The organism is Pseudomonas sp. AP19 (assembly GCF_001728855.1).
Classification (GTDB): Bacteria; Pseudomonadota; Gammaproteobacteria; order Pseudomonadales; family Pseudomonadaceae; genus Aquipseudomonas; species Aquipseudomonas fluorescens.
In genome coordinates this window covers 23883-44697 of record NZ_LXJP01000035.1, presented here as the reverse complement: position 1 = coordinate 44697, position 20815 = coordinate 23883, and the positions used below count along the sequence as shown (strand labels likewise).

The window sequence follows — 20815 nt, the reverse complement described above, 5'->3', positions numbered from 1 at the left end:
GGTTTCGCCTGGCACTGATACTTTTTTGCGCCTGTGGGCGGGGTTAAAAAAGTACCAGCCAGGCATTCGCCATGCGTTTGTGAGGGCTTGAGCGAGCTGCTGTAATCGACCCTCAACAACAAAAACAACAGGTGGAAACCGCCATGCTCCCGACCCGCAACGCCACGCTTGCGCAAGCGCTGTTCCTGATGACCGGCCTGGCGCTGGCCATGCCCAGCTACGCCGCCGACACCGTCACCATCGCCACGGTCAACAACAGTGACATGATCCGCATGCAGCGCCTGTCCAAGGTGTTCGAGCAGCAGCACCCGGACATCAAGCTCAATTGGGTGGTGCTCGAAGAAAACGTATTGCGCCAGCGCCTCACCACCGACATCGCCACCCAAGGTGGGCAATTCGATGTGCTGACGATTGGCACCTACGAAACCCCGCTGTGGGGCGCCAAACACTGGCTGGAACCGCTGAGCCAATTGCCGGCTGACTATGACGCTGACGATATCTTCCCTTCGGTGCGCCAGGGCCTGTCGGTCAATAACACCCTGTATGCCTTGCCGTTCTACGGCGAAAGCACGGTCACTTACTACCGCACCGACCTGTTCAAGCAAGCCGGCCTGAGCATGCCCGCGCACCCGACCTGGACCCAGCTTGGTGAATTCGCCGCCAAGCTCACCGCAAAAGATCAAGGCCAATACGGCATGTGCCTGCGTGGCAAGGCTGGCTGGGGTGAAAACATTGCGCTGCTCAGTACCATGGCCAACGCCTTTGGCGCGCGCTGGTTCGACGAACAGTGGAAGCCCGAGTTGACCAGCCCCGAGTGGACCGCAGCAGCCAACTATTACGTCAACACCCTGAAGCACTATGCCCCGCCGGGCGTCTCCAGTAACGGTTTCAACGAAACCCTGGCGCTGTTCAACAGCGGCAAATGTGCGATCTGGGTGGATGCCAGCGTCGCCGGCTCTTTCACCACCGACAAGCGCCAGAGCAAGGTTGCGGATGATGTAGGCTTTGCCGCCGCCCCAACGGAAGTCACCGACAAAGGCTCTTCTTGGCTCTACGCCTGGTCCCTGGCAATCCCGGCCACGTCCAAGCATAAGGAAGCCGCCAAAGCCTTCATCAGCTGGGCAACTTCCAAGGATTACATCCAACTGGTCGCCGATAAAGAAGGCATCACCAATGTACCGCCGGGCACTCGCCAGTCCACCTACAGTGCGGCGTATTTGCAGGCCGCACCGTTTGCCCAGGTGACGCTGGAAATGATGAAACACGCGGACCCCGCGCACCCGTCGGCCAAACCGGTGCCCTACGTGGGCATCCAGTACGTGACCATCCCTGAGTTCCAGGCCATCGGCACCTCGGTCGGCAAGCTGTTTTCGGCAGCGCTCACCGGCGGCATGACGGTTGACCAGGCGCTGCTCGAAGCGCAGGCCACCACCGAGCGCGAAATGAAACGCGCCGGTTATCCCAAATAATTGTTAACGGACACGTACCCCATGAAACGACTGGAAGGTAAGAGCGCGCTGATCACTGGATCGGCGCGCGGTATTGGCCGCGCCTTTGCCCAGGCCTATATCGCCGAAGGCGCCACGGTTGCCATCGCCGACATCAACCTGCAACGCGCCCAAGCCACGGCGGCAGAGCTGGGCCCACAGGCTTATGCGGTGGCGATGGACGTCACCGACCAAGCCTCCATCGACGGCGCGCTTGCCGCCGTGGTCGCCCACGCCGGCAAGCTCGATATTCTGATCAACAACGCCGCGCTGTTCGACCTCGCACCCATCGTCGACATCACCCGCGACAGCTATGACCGGCTGTTCACGATCAACGTGGCCGGCACGCTGTTCACCTTGCAGGCGGCGGCGCGGCAAATGATCAGCCAGGGCCATGGCGGCAAGATCATCAACATGGCCAGTCAGGCCGGGCGGCGGGGTGAGCCGTTGGTGGCCATCTATTGCGCGACCAAGGCCGCAGTGATCAGCCTTACGCAATCGGCGGGGTTGAACCTGATCAAGCAGGGCATCAATGTCAACGCCATCGCCCCCGGTGTAGTCGACGGTGAGCATTGGGACGGTGTGGATGCACTGTTTGCCAGGCATGAAGGCCTGGCGCCCGGTGAGAAAAAAGCGCGGGTCGGCGCCGAGGTGCCTTATGGACGGATGGGCACGGCGGAGGATTTGACCGGGATGGCGATTTTTCTGGCGTCGAAAGAGGCCGACTATGTGGTTGCCCAAACCTACAACGTCGATGGCGGCAATTGGATGAACTGAAGCCGAGCACCCATCAACCGTGTGGGAGGGGGCTTGCGCCCGATTGCGGTATGACCGTCAGCAAATGCAGTGGCTGACCCGCCGCTTTCGGCAGCAAGCCCGCTCCCACCGTTGATTTTCATTGTGGGTGAATAGCGAGTTACTCGGCAAAACTGCGATCAAAGAAGTAAATCTCTCCAGGCTTCAGGTTCTGCACCGTCGCCTGCGGCCTGCCGCCATTGCCGTGCTTCTTGCGCCCGGTCTCGCGCAGATATCCCGCCTCCGTCAGCTTCAACAAGCGCTGGCGAATACTGGTCTTCAGTACCGGCCGTGAAAGCACCAGCGAGAAAATCGTGGTGGCTTCCGGCGCGCTGAATTCATTGCCCAGGAACATCAGCGGCAGGTTGCTGTACAGCGACTTGGACAACAGCCGCTCCTGCACCGCCGCCACGATCAGGTTGTGATCGAATGGCAGCTTGATACTGCCAGCGGCCACTGCGTTCAGCGAAAACCAGCCTTGATGCTCACCCAGGCTCACCTCATCGGCGACGATGGCCAGGTAGTAAGTGGAGGATGACCAGCAGCGTGGGTCACGAAACGCATCGCCCACCGTCCCGACCTGTTCACTCAAGGCCAGGTTGAAACCTACCTTGTCACTCGCCCGCAAGCGTTCTACCGCATCCTTGAGGCTCAGATCTTGCACGCCGCCGTTCACCACCACGCCCGGTAATGCCCAGTGCCCGGCAAAAGGCTCGGCTTCGCGCTTATTCAGCAGCAGCTTCAATTCCCCGGCAGCACGGCAGTAGAACAGCACGCACAGGTCGACGGTATGGAGGTAAGCGCTAAGTGGCATGTGAAATCCTTGTAGACAGCGGTGGAGCACAGTCTAACCCATCGAACAGCCATGTCATGTACTGAATAAAGCCTAGTCAAATAAATGTTTCTTGCAATGAAAGTACACGACGTGTACTTTTGTTTGCAGGCCACAGGAGAACTGCCATGCCCCTTTCGAAAACTGCCATTGCTTCATTCGACGTCGATGCCCAGAAAAGCTTCACGCCACTGTGCCCCAACGAATTGCCTGTGGCCGGCGGCGACCAGATCGGCGCTGAACTCAACTACATGGCCAGCCTGGCCGGCCGTCGTGTCGGCAGCAAAGACGCGCACACCCCGCACGCGCCCTGGGTGGTCACGCAGCACAGCGAGATGCTGCAACCCACCGGCCTGGCCCACGCGGATGTCACCTGGGTCAGCCACTGCGTACCGGGCACCGACGGTTTTACATTGCTGGATGAATTACCCGTTCCGTATGACTACGACTACTTCATCTGGAAAGGCGTCGAACCCGATCTGCACCCCTACGGTGCCTGCTACCACGACTTGCACGACAAGCTGTCCACCGGCGTTATCGAGTATCTGAACGCCCACGGCGTCACCCGGGTGATCGTCGGCGGCCTGGCCCTGGATTACTGCGTCAAGACCACCGCGTTGCAACTGCTCAAGGCCGGCCTGGAGGTGATCCTGCACTTGCCTGCGTGTCGAGCAATCAGCGAGGAGGGCGGCGTGCAGGCCGTTGGTGAATTGCAAAAGGCCGGTGCCGTGATCAGCAACACCCGCGAAGAACTGGCCGCGATGGCCACGCGTTAAGGAGAACCACCATGGAAAGTGCGTACGACTATGAATCCCCGGTGATCCAGGGCTTGCTCGACACTGATTACTACACCTTCACCATGATGCAGGCGGTATTGCACCAGCACCCGAATGTCGATGTGGAATACAACTTCATCGTCCGCTCGCCGGAAAAGCTTGGCCACTTGATCCCGGCACTGCGTGACGAGCTGGAAAAGCTCGCCGGCCTGCACATGCGCGAAGGCGAGCTGCGCTTTCTGTTCAACCCACGCTTTCGCGAATACCTCACTGCGGATTACGAGCGTTTTCTGGGGTTGTTCCGCTTTAATCTGCGCTATATCCACGTCAGCGAGGTTGACGGCCAACTGAACATCCGCGTGGTGGGCCCGATGCTGCACTGCATCATGTTCGAACAGCCGGTTTTGGCGCTGGTCAGCGAACTGCGCAACCGCGACAAGTACCCCGACGTAAGCCTCGAAGACGTCACCCGCAAGCTTTACCAGAAGTTCGACTGGCTGGAGAAAAACCTCAGCCGCGATGAGCTGGCCGACTTGCGTGTCTCCGACTTTTCAACGCGCCGGCGGCTGTCATTCAAGGCCCAGCGCGAAGTGGTCGATATCATGCGCCGTGACTTCCCTGGCCAATTTGTCGGCACCAGCAACGCGCACCTGGCCTATGAGTTTGACCTGCCGCTGATCGGCACCATGGCGCACCAGTGGCTGATGGTGCACCAGCAACTGGGCCGCTTGCGCGAGAGTCAGAACGCCGCGCTGGAAAACTGGGTGCGTGAATACCGCGGCCGCCTCGGCATCGCCTTGACCGACTGCATCAGCACCGATTTTTTCCTCAAGGACTTCGACCTGTACTTCGCCAAGCTTTACGACGGTCTGCGCCAGGACTCCGGTGACCCGATCGTATGGGCTGACAAAGTCCTGGCGCGCTACAAAGCACTGGGCATCGACCCGATGACCAAGGACCTGATGTTTTCCGACGGCCTGAACTTCGAAAAATGCCTGCCGATCCTGCGGCACGTGCGTGGCAAGGCCCGGTTCGGTTTCGGTATGGGCACCAGCCTGGCCTGCGATGTCGAGGGCGTGCAACCGCTGAGCATCGTCATGAAGCTGGTGCGGGTGCACGGCGAGCCGGTGGTGAAATTTTCCGATGATCCGATCAAGAACGTCTGTGAAGACGCCTCGTTCTTGCAGTACGCGGCGAAGGTGTTCAACGTGGGCAGTGTGGAGGTGTGACATGCAAGCACGTATCGCTGAGGAACTGAACATCAACCGCGCGTTGGTCAGTGGCGGTGAGCCTCGGGAAATCCAGCGGCGCATCGATTTCATCAAGGCCACCTTGCGCAGCTCCGGCTGTAAGGCTCTGGTGCTGGGCATCAGCGGCGGCGTCGATTCGCTGACCGCGGGCCGTCTGTGCCAATTGGCGGTGGAGCAATTGCGTAGCGAAGGCTACGCCGCGCGCTTTATCGCGATGCGGCTGCCCTATAAAACCCAGGCCGACGAGCGTGATGCCCAGGCCTCGCTGAACTTCATCACAGCGGACCACGTCGACACGTTGAACATCGCCGCCAGTGTCGACGGCCTGATGGCCAGCCTCACCGCCACCGAGGCTGGCGCCGCTCAGGTCGACTTCATCAAAGGCAACGTCAAGGCCCGCACGCGGATGATCGCGCAATACGCCGTGGCCAATCTGCACAACGGGCTGGTGGTCGGCACCGACCACGGCGCTGAAGCACTGATGGGGTTCTTCACCAAATTCGGTGACGGTGCCTGCGACCTCGCACCGCTGTCAGGCCTGACCAAAACCCAGGTACGCCTGCTTGCCAGCGCCCTGGGCGCGCCCGCTGAGCTGATCCACAAACAACCCACCGCCGACCTCGAAGACCTGGCGCCAGGCAAGGCGGATGAGCAGGCGTATGGCTGCACCTATGCAGAGATTGACGCGTACCTGATGGGCGAACCGGTGAGTGCGCGGGTGAGGGCGATTGTCGAACGGGCTTATGCCAATACGGCGCATAAACGCGCATTGCCGGTGGTTCCCGACTCGATCGGCAACACCCACTGCGTCAAAAAATAAGAACTTTCTTACATTTTTGCAGGACGCGACTCACTACTCTCTGGGTTTTTTACACCCGCGGCTTCGGTCCGTGCCACGGCTTGACTGGGGAGGCCAGAGAGTGAGGGAGTCAACCATTAACCGTCTTGCCCAATGCTTGCCGGAAATGACCGCCATGGTGTTCATGGCCCAGTTCTCAGCGGCCACCGTTACGTTGCTGACTAAAACGACCTACCTGTGTTCTGTGGACGCGCCGCTGCAAACCGGAGGCTGCCTGGGCCTCTTTGTCGGCTTGACGGCTTTTTCTGCGTTTGCCCATTGGATGCTGGCGCGCGGGCGCAGCTGCGCAACCGGCTTGCAGCTGGGGTATTTCATTTTCTGCCTGCTGCTGGTGACACCGACCCTGCAATACCGGCCCCACGCGCTGGTTTACGCATTGGGTATCGTGCTTCCGCTGCTGGGCCTGATTCTGATGAGCACGCAGCGTTATCAAGACATGCAACTGAAACTGGCGGAAATTCGCGTGCGCAAAACTGCCACTCAAGCGCTCTTGAAGAAGTACTCACATAACCCAACCACCGAATCGCGCCACACGAGCCGCCCGTAACGCTCGCGCAAGATCACGCGAGCGCTGCTGGCTTTGCGGTTAGCGTTCGATCGAGCGGCTCCACCGCGCATTCCACTCCGGCCGCGCCTGATTGACCTGGTCCCAATCAATTGAAATCGCCGTCTGCAGGTAACCCTGCATTGCCTCCACCCGCGCACGGGTTTTGTCGGTGGTCGGTGTAGTTGGGTTCGACGGAATCTGGTCGCCGTCCTCCAACGCCGGCGCCTGGGCTTGTGCCGTCAACAAAAACGCCGCGAGTTTTTGCGCCAGTTCCGGTTGGTCATTACGGGCAATCACGCATTCGGCCACGTTGAGCACCACCGCGCCTTCCTTCGGTTGCGCATATTCCATCGGGATGCCCAGCAGTTGCTGAGTGGTGACTTGAGTCGGGGTCAGGGGGAAGATCGCGGCTTCATCGGTTTGCACCATCTCGGAGATCTTCGCGGAGCTGGCGATGTATTCCAGCACGTTGAGGCCGATGGTCTTCGGCCAGGCCTTGAAGCCCGGTTCCACGTTGGTTTCGGAGCCGCCCTGGATACGGTTGAACATCAAAAAGCCGTGCAGGCCGAAGGTGGAGGAGGCGAGGGACTGGAACACCACTTTGTCCTTGAAGCGCGGGTCGGCCAGGTCCATCCACGAGGTGGGTGCGGCCCAGCCTTTTTCCTTGAACATCTTGGCGTTGTAGCCCAGGCCGGTAACGCCCAGCGTCACGGCCACAGCCTCTTGCTTGATTTTCGCCTTGGCCGGGATCTGCTCCAGCGACGGGCTCGGCGCCAGCTTGTCGCACAGGCCCATGGCGATGGCGCGGTACATGATGCCGTCGTCGAGGAACATCACGTGCATCTGCGGGTTGTCTTTATTGGCCTGGACCTTGGCGAGGATGTCCGACGAGGTGCCGGGCACGATCACCACCTTGACGTTATTGGCTTTTTCGAAGGCGGGCAGCACCTTGTCGGCGTACACCCGTTCCATGGTGCCGCCGTTCATGCCCAGGTACAGCGTCGGCGCAGCATGGGCGATGGAGGCGAGCAGTGCGAGGGGCAAGCAGGACAGCGCGATACGTGTGTTCATTGAGTTTTTCCTCTCAGGCTTGGAAACGACGGATGGAAAACGCTTCGATGGGTTGGCGGCTGGCCCCGACGCAGACGATCTCTGCCAGGGCTTCACCGACGGCGGGGCCGAGCTGGAACCCGGCGCCGGCAAAGCCGAAACCGTGGAGCAGGCCAGGTTGGGTGCTGCTTGGGCCGATCACCGGCTCATGATCGGGGAGGTAACCTTCGGTGCCGCTCCAGGTGCGGATCGCCTGGGCGCCCTTGAGGAACGGGTACAACTCGCCGGCATTGCGCAAAATCTCCAGCACTGCCGCTTGCCCCGGGCGCGCCGTTTGCGGGCCCAGCGCAAACCCGCGGCCGCCGCCAAGGATGCAATTGCCCCGGGCGACCTGACGCGCGTATATCCCACCGCCTTCAACCCCGGTACTGACGTTCATCACCACCGGCAGCGGCTCGGTGACCAGCATGGCCGGGTGCGCCGCGGTGATCGGCACCGGCTCGCTGAACTGTTCGGCGACGTGACCGGCCCAGGCGCCGGCGCAGTTGAGCAGCCAGGCTGCTTGCAGGTGCAGGCCGTTGGCGCAGTGCACGTGGAAGCGTTGGCCGTCATGTTCGATGCGAATCACTTCGGCCTGCTCGTACACCGAGGCGCCGAGGCGCTGCGCTGCACGGGCGAAGGCGGGCGAGACCAGGCGCGGGTTGGCATGGCCGTCTTCAGGGCACAGTGACGCGCCGACCGCCACATCGCCGACCCAGGGAAAGCGTGCGCGCAATTGCGCGTAATCCAGCAGTTGCAAGCCCAGGTCAAAGTCCCGGGTTTGCTCGGCATACGCCTGCAGCGCGGCGAAATCCGCCTGGCTGCGCGCCAATTTCAAATGCCCGCAGCGCACGTACTCGCCGTCAATGCCGATCAACCCCGGCAAGTCGGCCCACAACTGATGGGCGCGTTGCGACAACGGCAACTGATGCACCGGCCGCCCCTGGCGCCGCACGCCACCATAGTTGACGCCGCTGGAATGAGAGCCACAGAAATCTCGCTCTACCAGGGCCACACGCTGGCCTTTGTGTGCCAGCGTCCGCGCCGCCGAAGCACCGACGATGCCGCCGCCCAGTACGATGACATCGATCATGGTTGCACCTCCACGCCAAACGGCAGCGGCTTGATCGGTGCCTGGCCACGCAGGCGGCCTACGCTTTCAATCCCTCGACCACTGCGCTCGGCCACAATCTCGGCTGCGGCCAGCCCGCACATGCGGCCCTGGCAACGGCCCATGCCGACCCGGCAATGGGCCTTGACGCGGTTGAGTTCCCAATGGCCTTCATCCACCACCGCGCGCACCTCGCCGACGCTTACCTCTTCGCAGCGGCACAGGATCAGTGCATCCGGCGCCTGCGCAGCCCACTGTTGAGGAAAGGGGAAGGCGGTTTCCAGGCCATGGCGAAAGCGCTGGATGCCTGCCAGTTGCTGCTCCAGTTGGGCAGCGCGGCGCTGATCGATGGTGCTGCCTGAATCTTCCAGCACGGCCAATGCCGCGCGTTCACCGGCGATTTGCGCGGCGTCGGCGCCCATGATGCCGGCCCCGTCGCCCGCCAGGTACACGTTGTTTACGCTGCTGCGCCCGGCGCTGTCGCGCTGCGGCAACCAGGCACGGTTCAAGCTGCTCCAGGCAAAGTCACAGCCGAGCAGGTCCGCCAATTGTGTCTCGCTGCGCAAGGCATGGGCGAAGGCCACGGCGTCGCAGTCCAACCGGTGCTCACCCCAGCGAATCCCGGTGACCCGCAGTTCGCCGTCAATCTGCGTGAGCGTTGCGCCCTGATGCACGGGAATGCCATGGGCTGTCAGCCAGGCGCGATAATACAAACCTTTGGCCAGGGTCGCCGGTTGCCCGAGTAACGCCGGTAATGCACGGCACTGTGCGCTGAACGGCGCGCTGTCGAGCACTGCGACTACCTTGGCGCCGGCCTTGGCGTATTGGTAAGCCACCAGGTACAGCAACGGCCCGCTGCCACACAATGCGACCCGTTCACCGATGGCGCAGCCTTGATATTTCAAGGCGATTTGCGCCGCGCCCAGGCTGTAGACCCCCGGCAAGGTCCAGCCGGGCACCGGCAGGATACGGTCCGTGGCGCCGGTCGCGACAATGATCCGGGCATACTCGATGCTCTGCGCACGGTGGTTATTCAACATGTCCAGCCGACCGTCCTCGGCGTTCCAGACCAGGGTTTGCGGTCGGTAGTCGATCAATGGCGCCAGCTCATCCAGGGTGCGGTGCACGGCCTCGGCCTTGCGCGCTTCAAACCCATAAAGTTGCTTGGGCGAGCGCTGGAAGTTCGCCGGTTGGCGCCGATAGATCTGCCCGCCACCGCGCAGGCTTTCATCCACCAGACAAGGCTGGATGCCATGGTCGAGCAGGGTACGCGCCGCGCTGATACCTGCCGGGCCGGCGCCGACAATCACGATGGGTTTCATGCCTGGCGCCCCGGATCGCGGCTGATCGCCTGGCCTTCTTCCAACAGCGTCGAACACGCCCGCACACGGCGCCCGTCGCCCAGCCGCACCCAGCAATCCTGGCAGGCGCCCATCAGGCAGAAACCGGCACGCCGCTCGGCACTGAAATCGCTGCCGCGCAGGTGATCGGCGCAGGTCAGCATGGCGGTCAGCAGCGTGTCGCCCAGCAAGCCCGTGGCCGGCTGCCCATCCAGGGTGAAGGCCAGGGCAGGGCGCGCGGTTTCGGCCAATCGTTTGAACAATGCCATCAATGTTTCCCCACCAGCACGCGGTCCAGGCCGTAGACCCGGTCGAGCAGGATCATGGTCGCTGCGGTCAGCGCAATCACCAGTGCCGAGACCGCCGCCATCATTGGGTCGATGGACTCCGTGGCGTACACGTACATGCGCACCGGCAAGGTTTGCGTGGCCGGCGAGCTGACGAAGATCGACAGGGTCACTTCATCGAAGCTGTTGATAAACGCCAGCAACCAGCCGCCGGCTACACCGGGCAAAATCATCGGCAAGGTAATCTGACGAAACAGCGTAAAGCGGCTCGCACCCAGCGAATCCGCCGCCTGCTCGGCACTGCGATCAATGCCGATCGCCGCGGCCAGCACCAGGCGCAGCACATACGGCGTGATGATCACCACGTGGGCGAGCATCAGCCAGGTGAAGCTGCCATTCACGCCCATCAAGGCAAACAGCCGCAGCATCGCCACCCCCAGCACCAGGTGCGGGATGATGATCGGCGACAGGAACAGCGCACTGAAAAAATTGCGCCCCGGGAATTGATACCGGCTGATCGCCAAGGCCGCCGGCACTGCGATCAGTGTGGCCAGGGTCGCGGCGGTGAACGCCAGGATCAGGCTGTTATAGAACGCCTGGATGAAGTCGGCACGCTCGAACACCGCGCGAAACCAGCGCAGGGAGAAGCCCGACGTCGGCAGGCTCAAGGTGTTTTCGGGGGTGAAGGCCACCAGGCACACCACCACCAGCGGCGCCATCATGAACAGCACCACCAAACCGTGGAAACCCAGGGCCAAAGGACCGTTTCTGGACATGCGCTTAAACCCCCAGGGACTTTTTGTAGCGGCTTTCGACCATGCGGTTCCAGCTCAGCATGATCAGCAGATTGACCAACAGCAGCACCACCGCGATGGTCGCGCCCATGGGCCAGTTGAGTTCCGAGAGGTACTGGTCATACACCACGGTGGCGACCATTTTCAGGCGGCGCCCGCCAAGCAGGCCGGGGATCGCAAACGAACTGGCGGCCAGGCCGAACACGATCAGGGTGCCCGAGAGCACGCCGGGCATGACCTGCGGCAACACGATCTTGCGCATGACCGTGGCCTGGCTCGCACCCAGCGACAGGGCGGCCTGTTCGGCCGACGGGTCGAGCTTTTGCAGCGAGGTCCACACCGGAATGATCATGAACGGCAGCATCACGTGCACCAGCGCGATGATCACCGCAAACGGCGTATACAGCAGTTTCACCGGGCGCCCGCCGAGCGCCTGGATCACCTGGTTCACCAGCCCGTCGGCACCGAGCAGCAGGCTCCAGCCGAAGGCGCGCACCACCACCGAAATCAACAGCGGCGTGAGGATCAGGATCAGGAAGATCGAGCGCCACGGGGTGCCCATGCGGCTGAGGATGTAGGCCTCGGGCACGCCGATGACCACGCACAACAAGGTCACCAAGGCACTGATCCAGAAGGTGCGCCAGAAGATCTCGTAAAAGTACGAGTCACTGAACAGCGACAGGTAATGCGCGAAGGTCCACTCATCGGCCTTCACGCCGACCTGGTAGTCGAACACGTTGAACGACAGCACCAGCGTCATCAGCAGCGGCAGGATCAACAGCCCGGTAAACAGCACCAGGGCCGGTAACGACAACACATAACCCCGACTCATGCGCGCACCTCATCCGCCGCCAACAAGCGCAGCAGGCCGGCGTGCCAGTCCAGGCCCACCGCCGCGCCGCAAGCGAGCGGCGCGCTGCCGTCGTTGCTGCGCACCACGGTGATTTCACCCAGAGGGGTATGGACGCGGTACAGCCATTGGCTGCCGAAGAAGTAACTGTCGAGGACCTTGCCTTGCACGCGCCCGGCGCCGGCGTCCACCAGGGTGATTTTTTCCGGGCGCAGGCTCAGGGTCAGTTCACCTGCGCCGCTGATGCAACGCACCTGGGGGGCGCCGAGTTCGTCATAGTCGCCCGGCAGCAGGTTGGCTTTGCCGACAAAATCCGAGATGAAGCGCGTGCGCGGGTGCTCATACAGGTTGTACGGCGCGTCGATCTGGGTCACGCGCCCGGCCTGCATCACCACCACGCGGTCGCTGATGGACAGCGCTTCGGCCTGGTCGTGGGTGACCATCAAGGTGGTGATGCCCACGGCGCACTGGATGCGGCGAATTTCAAACTGCATTTCTTCGCGCAAGTTGGCGTCAAGGTTGGACAGCGGTTCGTCGAGCAGCAACACCGGCGGCTCGATCACCAAGGCGCGGGCCAGGGCCACACGCTGGCGTTGGCCGCCGGACAGTTCACGCGGGTAGCGCTCGGCGTGGGGCGCCAGGCGCACCAGTTCGAGCACGGTTTTGACTTTGCTGGCGATCTCGGCGACCGGCACTTTGCGCATCTTCAGGCCGAAGGCGACGTTGTCGCGCACGGTCATGTGCGGGAACAGCGCGTAGCTTTGGAACACCACACCCAGGCCACGGCTGGCGGGCTTAGCGTGGGTGATGTCACGCCCGTCGAGCAGAATCTGCCCGCCGCTCACGTCGACGAAACCGGCGATCATTTGCAGGGTGGTGGTCTTGCCGCATCCCGAGGGGCCGAGCAGGGAAACGAACTCGCCTTTTTCCACCGCAAGGTCGGTAGCGACCACCGCGTCGACGGCGCCGTAGCGTTTGCTCAAGGCGTTGAGTTGGAGAAATGCCATGTCTGCGTTCCACCTTTTTTGAGTCGCGTCGAAACGCGCTTTTTTGTTTTGGGCAGATGCGAAAAGAGTGTTGCGGGTGCGTTGGCGCTCGATCTCGAGTCGGCTGCCATTTGTTGTTCATTTCGCCCCTGTGGACGCAGATTAGGACGAAGACTAGGATGGGCGAAAGATGGAATTTCACTGAATGGACTATTATTTTCAGTTTTATTCATTCACTAGAATTTATGCCTGGGTTTAGCCTTATGGATTCCACTGAGCGGAATGAAACCAGTAAAGAAGTCGGTGCGGGCGGCGTGTCTCGGCTGTTCGCGCTGCTGCGCACCTTGGGCGAGGTGCCGGAAGGCGGCGAACGGGTGACCCAACTCGCGCAACAGGTCGGCTTGTCCCAACCCACCACCCACCGCCTGCTGCGCAGCCTGATGGACGAAGGCATGGTCGAGCAGGACGCACGCAGCAAACGCTATCGCCTGAGCCTGGAGTTTTTCGCGCTGGCAGCCAACGCGGGCAAGACCGGCAACCTGCGCGACCTGGTACGGCCGAGCATGTTGCGCCTGAGTGCTTCCCTCGGCGATTCGCTGTTCCTGCTCGCGCGCAGCGGCTTTGATGCGATCTGCCTGGACCGCAGCGAGGGGCCCTATCCGATCCGTACGTTTACCGGCGATATCGGTGGGCGCGTGGCGTTGGGCGTGGGGCAGGGCAGCTTGGCGATTCTGGCGTTCTTGCCGGAGGAAGAGCGTGAGACGGTGATTCGCTACAACCTGCCACGCCTCAAGGACTTTCACCTGTATGACGAAGTGCTGCTGCGCTCGGAGGTCGAGAACGTACGGCGCCTGGGCTATGCAGCGCGCAATACCGGGGTGTTGGAAGGCATGGCGGGGGTGGCGGTGCCGATTCTGAATCGGGACGGGCATGCGGTGGCGGCGCTGAGTGTGGCGACCATCAGTGATCGGTTGGGGCCGAGCCGCTTGCCAATGGTGGTTGAGTTGCTCAAGCGCGAAGCGGCGGCGATTGGGCCGAGGATCAACCCGTTTGATCCGACCCTGCGCAGGCCGTCGCAGACCTTCGGTGGGTAACCTATCTGCGCCACGATGAAGCACCCGTGTGGGAGCGGGTTTGCTCGCGAATGCGATAGATCAGTTATGGATAGGTCAACTGACACACCGCTTTCGCGAGCAAGCCCGCTCCCACCGTGTTCAGATCGCCGCTAGGGCCACGGACGTCGCGGCCGTGCGAGTCTCCACCCCCAACTTCACGTACACATGCTCCAGGTGCTTGTTCACCGTCCTGGGGCTCAACCCCAAAATATCGCCGATATCCCGATTGGTCTTGCCGCACGCCACCCAGCGCAGCACTTCCACCTCGCGCTCGGTCAGTTGGAACCTGGCCGACAACAGCCGCTGCGCCGGCGCGTCTTCCAGGGTCAGCACACTCGGCTGCGTCGCCGCCCGTGCCGAGAGCAAGATGCGTGAGGTGCGCAAATGCGCTGCCACCCGTGCCAATACTTCGTCGGTCTGGATCGGCTTGGTCACATAGTCGCTGCCGCCCACTTCAAAGCCCTGCACCACATGCTTGCTGTCGGTCAGCCCGGTCATGAACACCACCGGGATGTCGGCGCTGGCGGGCTGCGCCTTGAGCCGCCGGCAGGTTTCGAAGCCATCCAGGCCGGGCATCATCGCGTCCAGCAGGATCAGGTCCGGGCGCCGTCGTTGCACGCGGTTCAGTGCGCTGAGGCCGTCGAGGGCGACCAGCACCATGTAGCCGGCGTCGTCGAGTGCATCGGAGAGCATGGCGAGGTTGTCCGGGGTGTCGTCGACGATCAGCACCACGCCGGGTTCAGTGCTGCGGGTGAGTGCATTCATCTTCGGCCTCCTTGAGGGTTCGGTTGAGTTCATCCAGGCGGAAACCCTTGAGCAAACCGCGCACTTTGCTGATGAATGCTTCAGTGTCCGGGCGGTGTTCAAGGATCTTGTCGAGTTTGTCGTGTAGGCCGCGCACATAGCCGATGGCGCTGAGTTCGGCGAGCGCGGCGAGGTCTTCAGGGCTGGGCAGGACCCTGGGCGGCGCCGGCGCCCTGGAGGTCTTGGTGCGGCGTAACCACTGCAACTGCAGATGCTGTTGCAGGCGCCCCAGCAGCTCCGGGGTGCGCACCGGCTTGGCCAGGTAGTCATTGCAGGCGGCGGCGATGCTGCGTTCGCGGTCGTCGGTAAAGGCGTTGGCCGAGATCACAATAATCGGCGCGCTGGACAGCGCGTTGCGGCGGATCAAACGGCTGGTTTCCAAGCCATCCAGCGTCGGCATCGACAAGTCCATCAGGATCAAGTCCGGTGCCAGCAACGCCACCTGGCGAATCGCCTCCTGGCCGTTACTGGCCTGGATCACTTCAAAACCCAAGGGGGTGAGCATGCCGCTCAGCACCTTGCGATGGTCGACGTGGTCGTCCACCACCAGGATGCGTCGGCGCGCACCCTGATAGCCGATGATGTCGTGCTCCACATGCACCACCGCTTGCGGCGCGCGCACCTGGGAAAGAAACAGCCGCACCTGGAAGCACGTGCCCTTGTCGAGTTCGCTGGAGACCCGCAGTTCACCGCCCATTAACGAGGTGAGCATGCGTGTGATGGTCAGCCCGAGGCCCACGCCCTTGTCCTGGCGCATTAAATCGCCGCGTTCGAACGGCTGGAAAATCCGTTCGATCTGCTCCGGATCAATCCCGATGCCGGTGTCGATGATTTCAAAATTGGCGGTCTCGCGCATGTAGCTGACCCGCAGGCACACCTCACCGCTGTCGGTAAAATTCACCGCGTTGCCCAGCAGGTTGATCAGGATCTGCCGCACGCGCTTTTCATCGCCACGCACCACGGCCGGGATCTTGCCCACGCAGTCGAGGCGAAAGCGCAGGCCCTTGTCCTGCGCCTGCGGAGTAAACATCTGCTCCAGGTCGTGAATCAGCTCCGGGAAGGGGATTTCGGTGAGTTCCAGGCGCAGCTTGCCGGCCTCGATCTTGGCCACGTCGAGCAGGCCGTCGATCAGCGACAACAGGTGCGAGCCGCTGCGCAGGATGGTCGCCAGGGCGTCCTGATGCTGCTCGGGCATAGCGTTGTCGCGCTGCAGTATTTGGGTAAAACCGAGGATGCTGTTGAGCGGCGTGCGCAGTTCGTGGGACAGCCCGGTGACGTAGCGGCTCTTGGCGGCATTTGCCGCTTCGGAGGCTTCCTTGGCCTGTTGCAGGGCTTGGTCGGTGAGGCTGTGGGCGTCGATTTCCTGCATCAAAAGCAGGGTCTGGCGGTCGGATTCTTCCTGGGCGACACGCCGGCTTTCGCGGGTCAGCACCACCCACCAGGCGAGTACGGCAGCGAGTACCGAGAGCGTGAGAAACGCCTTGAAGAACGCCTGATACAGCGTCTCTGAATGCGGCACCCCCTTGGCAGCCTGAACGTAGATCAGGGCCAGGGCCCCCGCGAGCAGCAGCACCAGAACCAATAACAACCCCAGATAATGTGCCAGCCGGGTATGCAGGCGGGGCATCAACGTGTTCGGCAACAGCCAGCGCAATGCGCTTTCAAACTGGCTGACCAGCCGGGCGTGGGGCTTGCAGCGATCACCGCAACGAGCATCCAGCGAGCAGCACAGTGAGCAGATGGGCGTGCTGTAGGCCGGGCAGAACGCCATGTCGGCGGTTTCGAACGGGTTGCTGCACAGGCCGCAGACCGCGTGGGTGGCAGGCGCCACCGGATGAATCAGTTGGACATCACTGGTGCGGGCGATGTAGTACTTGCCTCGGGTCAGCCAGGCCAACAGCGGCGCCATGATCAGCGCAGTGCCCAGCGCGACGAAGGGCGGCGCGGCCTGGGCGAGTGCGCCGAACACACCGAAGTGGGCGAGGATCGACAGCAATGAAGCGATCAGCATTGAGCCGACGCCCACCGGGTTGATGTCATAGAGGTGGGCGCGCTTGAACTCGATGTGTTGGGGCGACAGGCCCAAGGGCTTGTTGATGACCAGGTCGGCCACCAGCGTGCCGATCCAGGCAATCGCGATATTGGCGTAGAGCCCCAGCACCTGGTCGATGACATCGAACACGCCGAGCTCCATCAGCATCAGTGCAATCGCCACGTTGAACACCAGCCACACCACGCGGCCGGGATGGCTGTGGGTCACGCGGGCGAAGAAGTTCGACCAGGCCAGGGAGCCGGCGTAAGCGTTGGTCAGGTTGATCTTCATCTGGGAGATGAACACGAACAGCACCATCGCGCCGAGCGCCCATTCCGGCGAGCTGAACACGTAGCGGAACGCGACGAGGTACATCTGGGTCGGCTCGGCGGCGCGTTCCATGGGGATTTCATGTTGCAGGGCAAGGAAGGCCAGGAAGGCGCCCGCAAACATTTTTAACGCCCCGGGGATGATCCAGCCGGGCCCGGCACAGAGCAGCGCGGCCCACCAGCGTTTGCGGTTGGCGGCGGTTTTTTCCGGCAGAAAGCGCAGGTAGTCGACCTGTTCGCCAATCTGCGTCACCAGCGACAGCGCCACCGTGCAGGCGGCGCAGAACGCCAACAGGTTGAAACCACCGCCGTCGCCACTGCGCCCGACGAAACTGGTCCAGTCGCTGAAGGCATCGGGGTTCTTCCACCACACGAAGCCGTAGGGCAGCACCAGCAACAGCAGCCAGACCGGTTGCGTCCACAGTTGCAGGCGGCTGATCAGGGTGACGCCGTAGGCCACCAGCGGAATCACCAGCAGCGAGCAAATGACATAGGCGATGGCCAACGGGATATGAAAATACAACTCCAGCGCCAGGGCCATGATCGCCGCTTCCAGGGCGAAGAACAGGAAGGTGAAGCTGGCGTAGATCAGCGAGGTGATGGTTGAGCCGATGTAGCCGAAGCCGGCGCCGCGGGTCAGCAGGTCCATGTCCACGCCGTAACGCGCCGCGTAATAGCTGATGGGCAGGCCGGTGAGGAAGATCACCAGGCTGATCGCGAGGATCGCCCAAAAGGTGTTGGTGAAGCCGTAACTCAAGGCCAGGACACCGCCGATGGCTTCCAGCGCCAGGAACGACACGGCGCCCAGGGCGGTGTTGGCGATGCGCAGTTCCGACCATTTGCGAAAGGATTTTGGCGTGTAGCGCAGAGCATAGTCTTCCATGGTCTCGTCGGCGACCCAGGTGTTGTAGTCGCGGCGGATCTTGACGATGCGCTGAGTGCCAGGGGTGGGGTGCACGGTGGGAGGCTCCGCAGAGTGGGCAAGTTTAAATGAGCAAGTTCCATGCCCCCGATTCAAAATGTAGGCACTGGCTTGCCTGCGACAGCGCTGGGTCAACCCCTGCAGATGCAGCCTGATACACCGCCATCGCAGGCAAGCCGGCTCCCGCATTGATCGAGGGTGTCCGGGCGGTCGGGATCCTGCTCGAAAATAGTGCGCAGCGGCATACGTCAAATGACGTACACCGTTACGTCAGGCTGCGTATACCCGCGCTGGCGCGCTGCCGCCATGCTGGAACCCTCATTGCAGAGGAGTCGCCCCATGGCACCACGATTGATCCGCTCCAAACCCCTCTTGGCCTTGTCATTGCTGGCGGCCGCGCTGTTCAGCCAGGGCGTGCTGGCTGATAACGAAGGCCTGGCCGTGACCCCTACCGAAGTGACCGTCGGCCAGTTGCACTCGGCCACCGGCACCATGGCGATTTCCGAAACCGGCTCGATTCAGGCCGAGCGTCTGGCTATCGAGCAGATCAACGCCTCAGGCGGGATTCTGGGACGGCAGATCAAGGTCATCCAGGAAGACGGCGCCTCCGACTGGCCGACCTTCGCTGAAAAAGCCAAGAAGCTGCTGGTCAACGATAAAGTCGCCGCCGTATTCGGCTGCTGGACCTCGGCTTCGCGCAAAGCCGTGCTGCCGATCTTCGAGAAAGAAAACGGCTTGCTCTACTACCCGACCTTCTATGAAGGCCTGGAACAGTCGAAAAACGTGATCTACACCGGCCAGGAAGCTACCCAGCAAATCCTCGCCAGCCTCGACTGGATCGCCAAGACCAAAGGTGCCAAGACCTTCTACCTGGTCGGCTCGGACTACATCTGGCCGCGCACCTCGATGAAGATCGCGCGCAAGCACATCGAAAACGTACTGCACGGCACCGTGGTCGGCGAAGATTACTACCCGCTGGGCAATACCCAGTTCGGCTCGCTGATCAACAAGGTCAAGCTGAAGAAACCGGACGTGGTGTTCGCGGCCGTGGTCGGTGGTTCCAACGTGGCGTTCTACAAACAACTGAATGCGGCGGGTGTGAACGCCGCCAAGCAAACCTTGCTGACCCTGTCGGTGACCGAGGATGAATTGCTCGGCATTGGCGGCGAAAACATGGCCGGTTTCTACGCCTCGATGAAGTACTTCCAGATCCTGGACAACCCCAACAACAAAGCCTTCGTCGAAGCCTTCAAGGCCAAGTACGGCAAGGATGCGGTGATCGGCGACGTGACCCAGGCGGCCTACCTCGGCCCATGGTTGTGGAAAGCCGCGGTGGAGAAGGCCGGCAGTTTCGACGTGGATAAAGTCGTGGCCGCCTCGCCGGGCATCGAGCTGAAAACCGCGCCGGAAGGCTACGTGAAGATCCACGAGAACCATCACCTGTGGAGCAAGTCGCGTATCGGTGAAGTGCAGCCCAACGGCCAGTTCAAAGTGATCTACGAGTCGGATCTGATTGAGCCGAACCCGTTCCCCAAAGGCTATCAATAACACCGGGGCTGGCACTGATCCAACTGTGGCAACTGGCTTTATGTGGGAGCTGGCTGGCCTGCATCGCAGGCCAGCCAGCTTCCACATAAATCAACAGCAGAATGCATCTCAACCTCCCGCTCAGGAGACCATCATCATGGAATGGCTATCGGAATTTGGGGCCATCGCGGCAATGCAGGGGTTCAACGGCCTGTCCGTGTTCTGCGTGCTGTTGCTGATGGCATTGGGGCTGGCAATCATCTTTGGCCAGATGGGCGTGATCAACATGGCTCACGGTGAATTCCTGACCATCGGCGCCTACACCACCTACGTGTGCTCCAGCCTCACCGCACACTTTGCGCCGAGCTTCCAACCCTATTACTTCTTCTTCGCCATCGCCCTGTCATTCCTCTTCGCCGGCGCCATCGGCTGGCTGGTGGAGTGGGCGATGATCAGCCGTTTGTACAAGCGGCCGCTGGACACCTTGCTCGCCACGTGGGGCTTGTCGCTGGTGATGCAGCAAACCTTCCGTTCGGTGTTTGGCGCCCGTGAAGTCAGCGCCGAACCACCGGCCTGGCTGATGGGCTCGGTGAACTTCACCGACGCCATCGAAATCCCGCGCAACGGCCTGTTCATGATGGGCCTGACCTTGCTGCTGACCGCCGCAATCTTCCTCATGCTGTACCGCTCGCGCTGGGGCTTGCAGGTGCGCGCCACGGTACAGAACCGCCTGATGAGCCGCGCCGTGGGCATCAATACGCGCAAGGTCGACCGCATGACATTCGCCCTCGGTTGCGGCGTCGCCGGTGTGGCGGGCGCGGCCTTCACCACCATCGGCTCCACCGGGCCGACGGCGGGTTCGCAATACATCGTCGATACCTTCCTGGTAGTGGTGTTCGGCGGCGCGCAAAGCCTGTTCGGCACCATCGCCTCGGCGTTCGTGATTGCCCAGACCCAATCGCTGTCGGAGTTTTTCCTCAGTGGCTCGATGGCCAAGGTGCTGACCTTGTCGTCGGTGATTCTGATCCTGATGCTGCGCCCGCAAGGGTTGTTCTCCATCAAAGTGCGCAAGTAGAGGCGAGC

19 protein-coding genes are annotated in these 20815 nt (G+C 62.0%); 9 read left to right on the top strand and 10 right to left on the bottom strand.

Annotated elements, in window-relative coordinates:
- The first annotated feature begins 188 nt into the window (after positions 1–188).
- Together A7D21_RS22165 and A7D21_RS22160 are read left to right on the top strand one after the other, a co-directional pair.
- A complete protein-coding gene (locus A7D21_RS22165; protein ID WP_171902628.1) occupies positions 189–1469 on the top strand; it encodes a sugar ABC transporter substrate-binding protein in 1281 nt (426 codons plus the stop codon).
- 21 nt (positions 1470–1490) lie between these two features.
- Entirely contained in the window at positions 1491–2264 is a 774-nt protein-coding gene (locus tag A7D21_RS22160; protein WP_069552706.1) for an L-iditol 2-dehydrogenase, read from the top strand.
- A 139-nt stretch (positions 2265–2403) separates the two neighbouring features.
- Here the strand turns inward: A7D21_RS22160 and A7D21_RS22155 are convergent, their stop codons facing one another.
- Positions 2404–3096: an NUDIX hydrolase gene (locus tag A7D21_RS22155; protein WP_053256623.1), complete on the bottom strand. Its 693-nt coding sequence runs from the start codon at positions 3094–3096 to the stop codon at positions 2404–2406.
- A gap of 146 nt (positions 3097–3242) precedes the next feature.
- On the opposite strand from A7D21_RS22155, the gene A7D21_RS22150 reads away from it, so the two are divergent.
- The 4 genes from A7D21_RS22150 (at position 3243) to A7D21_RS22135 (ending at position 6546) form a co-directional block, all read left to right on the top strand.
- Positions 3243–3890 (top strand): nicotinamidase, encoded by a 648-nt coding sequence (locus tag A7D21_RS22150; RefSeq protein ID WP_053256622.1) that lies wholly within the window; start codon positions 3243–3245, stop codon positions 3888–3890.
- An 11-nt stretch (positions 3891–3901) separates the two neighbouring features.
- Positions 3902–5119 (top strand): nicotinate phosphoribosyltransferase, encoded by a 1218-nt coding sequence (gene pncB, locus A7D21_RS22145; RefSeq protein WP_053256621.1) that lies wholly within the window; start codon positions 3902–3904, stop codon positions 5117–5119.
- Between the two features lies 1 nt (position 5120).
- A complete protein-coding gene (gene nadE / locus A7D21_RS22140) occupies positions 5121–5960 on the top strand; it encodes an ammonia-dependent NAD(+) synthetase (RefSeq protein WP_069552705.1) in 840 nt (279 codons plus the stop codon).
- A 100-nt stretch (positions 5961–6060) separates the two neighbouring features.
- A complete protein-coding gene (locus tag A7D21_RS22135) occupies positions 6061–6546 on the top strand; it encodes a hypothetical protein (protein ID WP_141718255.1) in 486 nt (161 codons plus the stop codon).
- A gap of 39 nt (positions 6547–6585) precedes the next feature.
- On the opposite strand, the gene A7D21_RS22130 is transcribed toward A7D21_RS22135, so the two are convergent.
- From A7D21_RS22130 to A7D21_RS22100, 7 genes are read right to left on the bottom strand one after another with little or no spacing between them, the layout of a single operon-like run.
- Positions 6586–7617: an ABC transporter substrate-binding protein gene (locus A7D21_RS22130; RefSeq protein WP_069552704.1), complete on the bottom strand. Its 1032-nt coding sequence runs from the start codon at positions 7615–7617 to the stop codon at positions 6586–6588.
- A 13-nt stretch (positions 7618–7630) separates the two neighbouring features.
- Positions 7631–8728, bottom strand: a complete 1098-nt coding sequence (locus A7D21_RS22125) for an FAD-binding oxidoreductase (protein WP_069552703.1) — start codon at positions 8726–8728, stop codon at positions 7631–7633.
- Positions 8725–10068: an NAD(P)/FAD-dependent oxidoreductase gene (locus A7D21_RS22120; RefSeq protein WP_069552702.1), complete on the bottom strand. Its 1344-nt coding sequence runs from the start codon at positions 10066–10068 to the stop codon at positions 8725–8727. The genes A7D21_RS22125 and A7D21_RS22120 overlap by 4 nt, the downstream gene beginning before the upstream one ends.
- A complete protein-coding gene (locus A7D21_RS22115; protein ID WP_069552701.1) occupies positions 10065–10355 on the bottom strand; it encodes a (2Fe-2S)-binding protein in 291 nt (96 codons plus the stop codon). Before A7D21_RS22115 ends, A7D21_RS22120 begins: the two co-directional genes overlap by 4 nt.
- Positions 10355–11149, bottom strand: a complete 795-nt coding sequence (locus A7D21_RS22110) for an ABC transporter permease (protein WP_069552700.1) — start codon at positions 11147–11149, stop codon at positions 10355–10357. Before A7D21_RS22110 ends, A7D21_RS22115 begins: the two co-directional genes overlap by 1 nt.
- 4 nt (positions 11150–11153) lie before the next feature.
- Positions 11154–11999 carry an ABC transporter permease gene (locus A7D21_RS22105; protein ID WP_053256613.1) on the bottom strand — a complete coding sequence of 282 codons (846 nt, stop codon included), beginning with the start codon at positions 11997–11999 and terminating at the stop codon, positions 11154–11156.
- The gene (locus tag A7D21_RS22100) at positions 11996–13024 is read right to left on the bottom strand and encodes an ABC transporter ATP-binding protein (protein WP_069552699.1); all 1029 of its coding nucleotides are present in this window, start codon (positions 13022–13024) and stop codon (positions 11996–11998) included. The genes A7D21_RS22105 and A7D21_RS22100 overlap by 4 nt, the downstream gene beginning before the upstream one ends.
- 242 nt (positions 13025–13266) lie before the next feature.
- Between A7D21_RS22100 and A7D21_RS22095 the strand changes: the two genes are divergently transcribed.
- Positions 13267–14097 carry an IclR family transcriptional regulator gene (locus A7D21_RS22095; RefSeq protein WP_069552698.1) on the top strand — a complete coding sequence of 277 codons (831 nt, stop codon included), beginning with the start codon at positions 13267–13269 and terminating at the stop codon, positions 14095–14097.
- 120 nt (positions 14098–14217) lie between these two features.
- On the opposite strand, the gene A7D21_RS22090 is transcribed toward A7D21_RS22095, so the two are convergent.
- Positions 14218–14883, bottom strand: coding sequence for a response regulator (locus A7D21_RS22090; protein WP_053256610.1), 666 nt, complete (start codon positions 14881–14883; stop codon positions 14218–14220).
- Positions 14858–18241: an ATP-binding protein gene (locus A7D21_RS22085; RefSeq protein ID WP_069552697.1), complete on the bottom strand. Its 3384-nt coding sequence runs from the start codon at positions 18239–18241 to the stop codon at positions 14858–14860. Before A7D21_RS22085 ends, A7D21_RS22090 begins: the two co-directional genes overlap by 26 nt.
- Before the next feature lie 303 nt (positions 18242–18544).
- Here A7D21_RS22085 and urtA point away from each other — a divergent pair, with 303 nt between their 5' ends.
- Positions 18545–19753: an urea ABC transporter substrate-binding protein gene (urtA, locus tag A7D21_RS22080; RefSeq protein WP_069552696.1), complete on the top strand. Its 1209-nt coding sequence runs from the start codon at positions 18545–18547 to the stop codon at positions 19751–19753.
- Positions 19754–19889: 136 nt separating this feature from the next.
- Positions 19890–20807, top strand: a complete 918-nt coding sequence (urtB, locus tag A7D21_RS22075) for an urea ABC transporter permease subunit UrtB (protein WP_069552695.1) — start codon at positions 19890–19892, stop codon at positions 20805–20807.
- Positions 20808–20815: the final 8 nt, after the last annotated feature.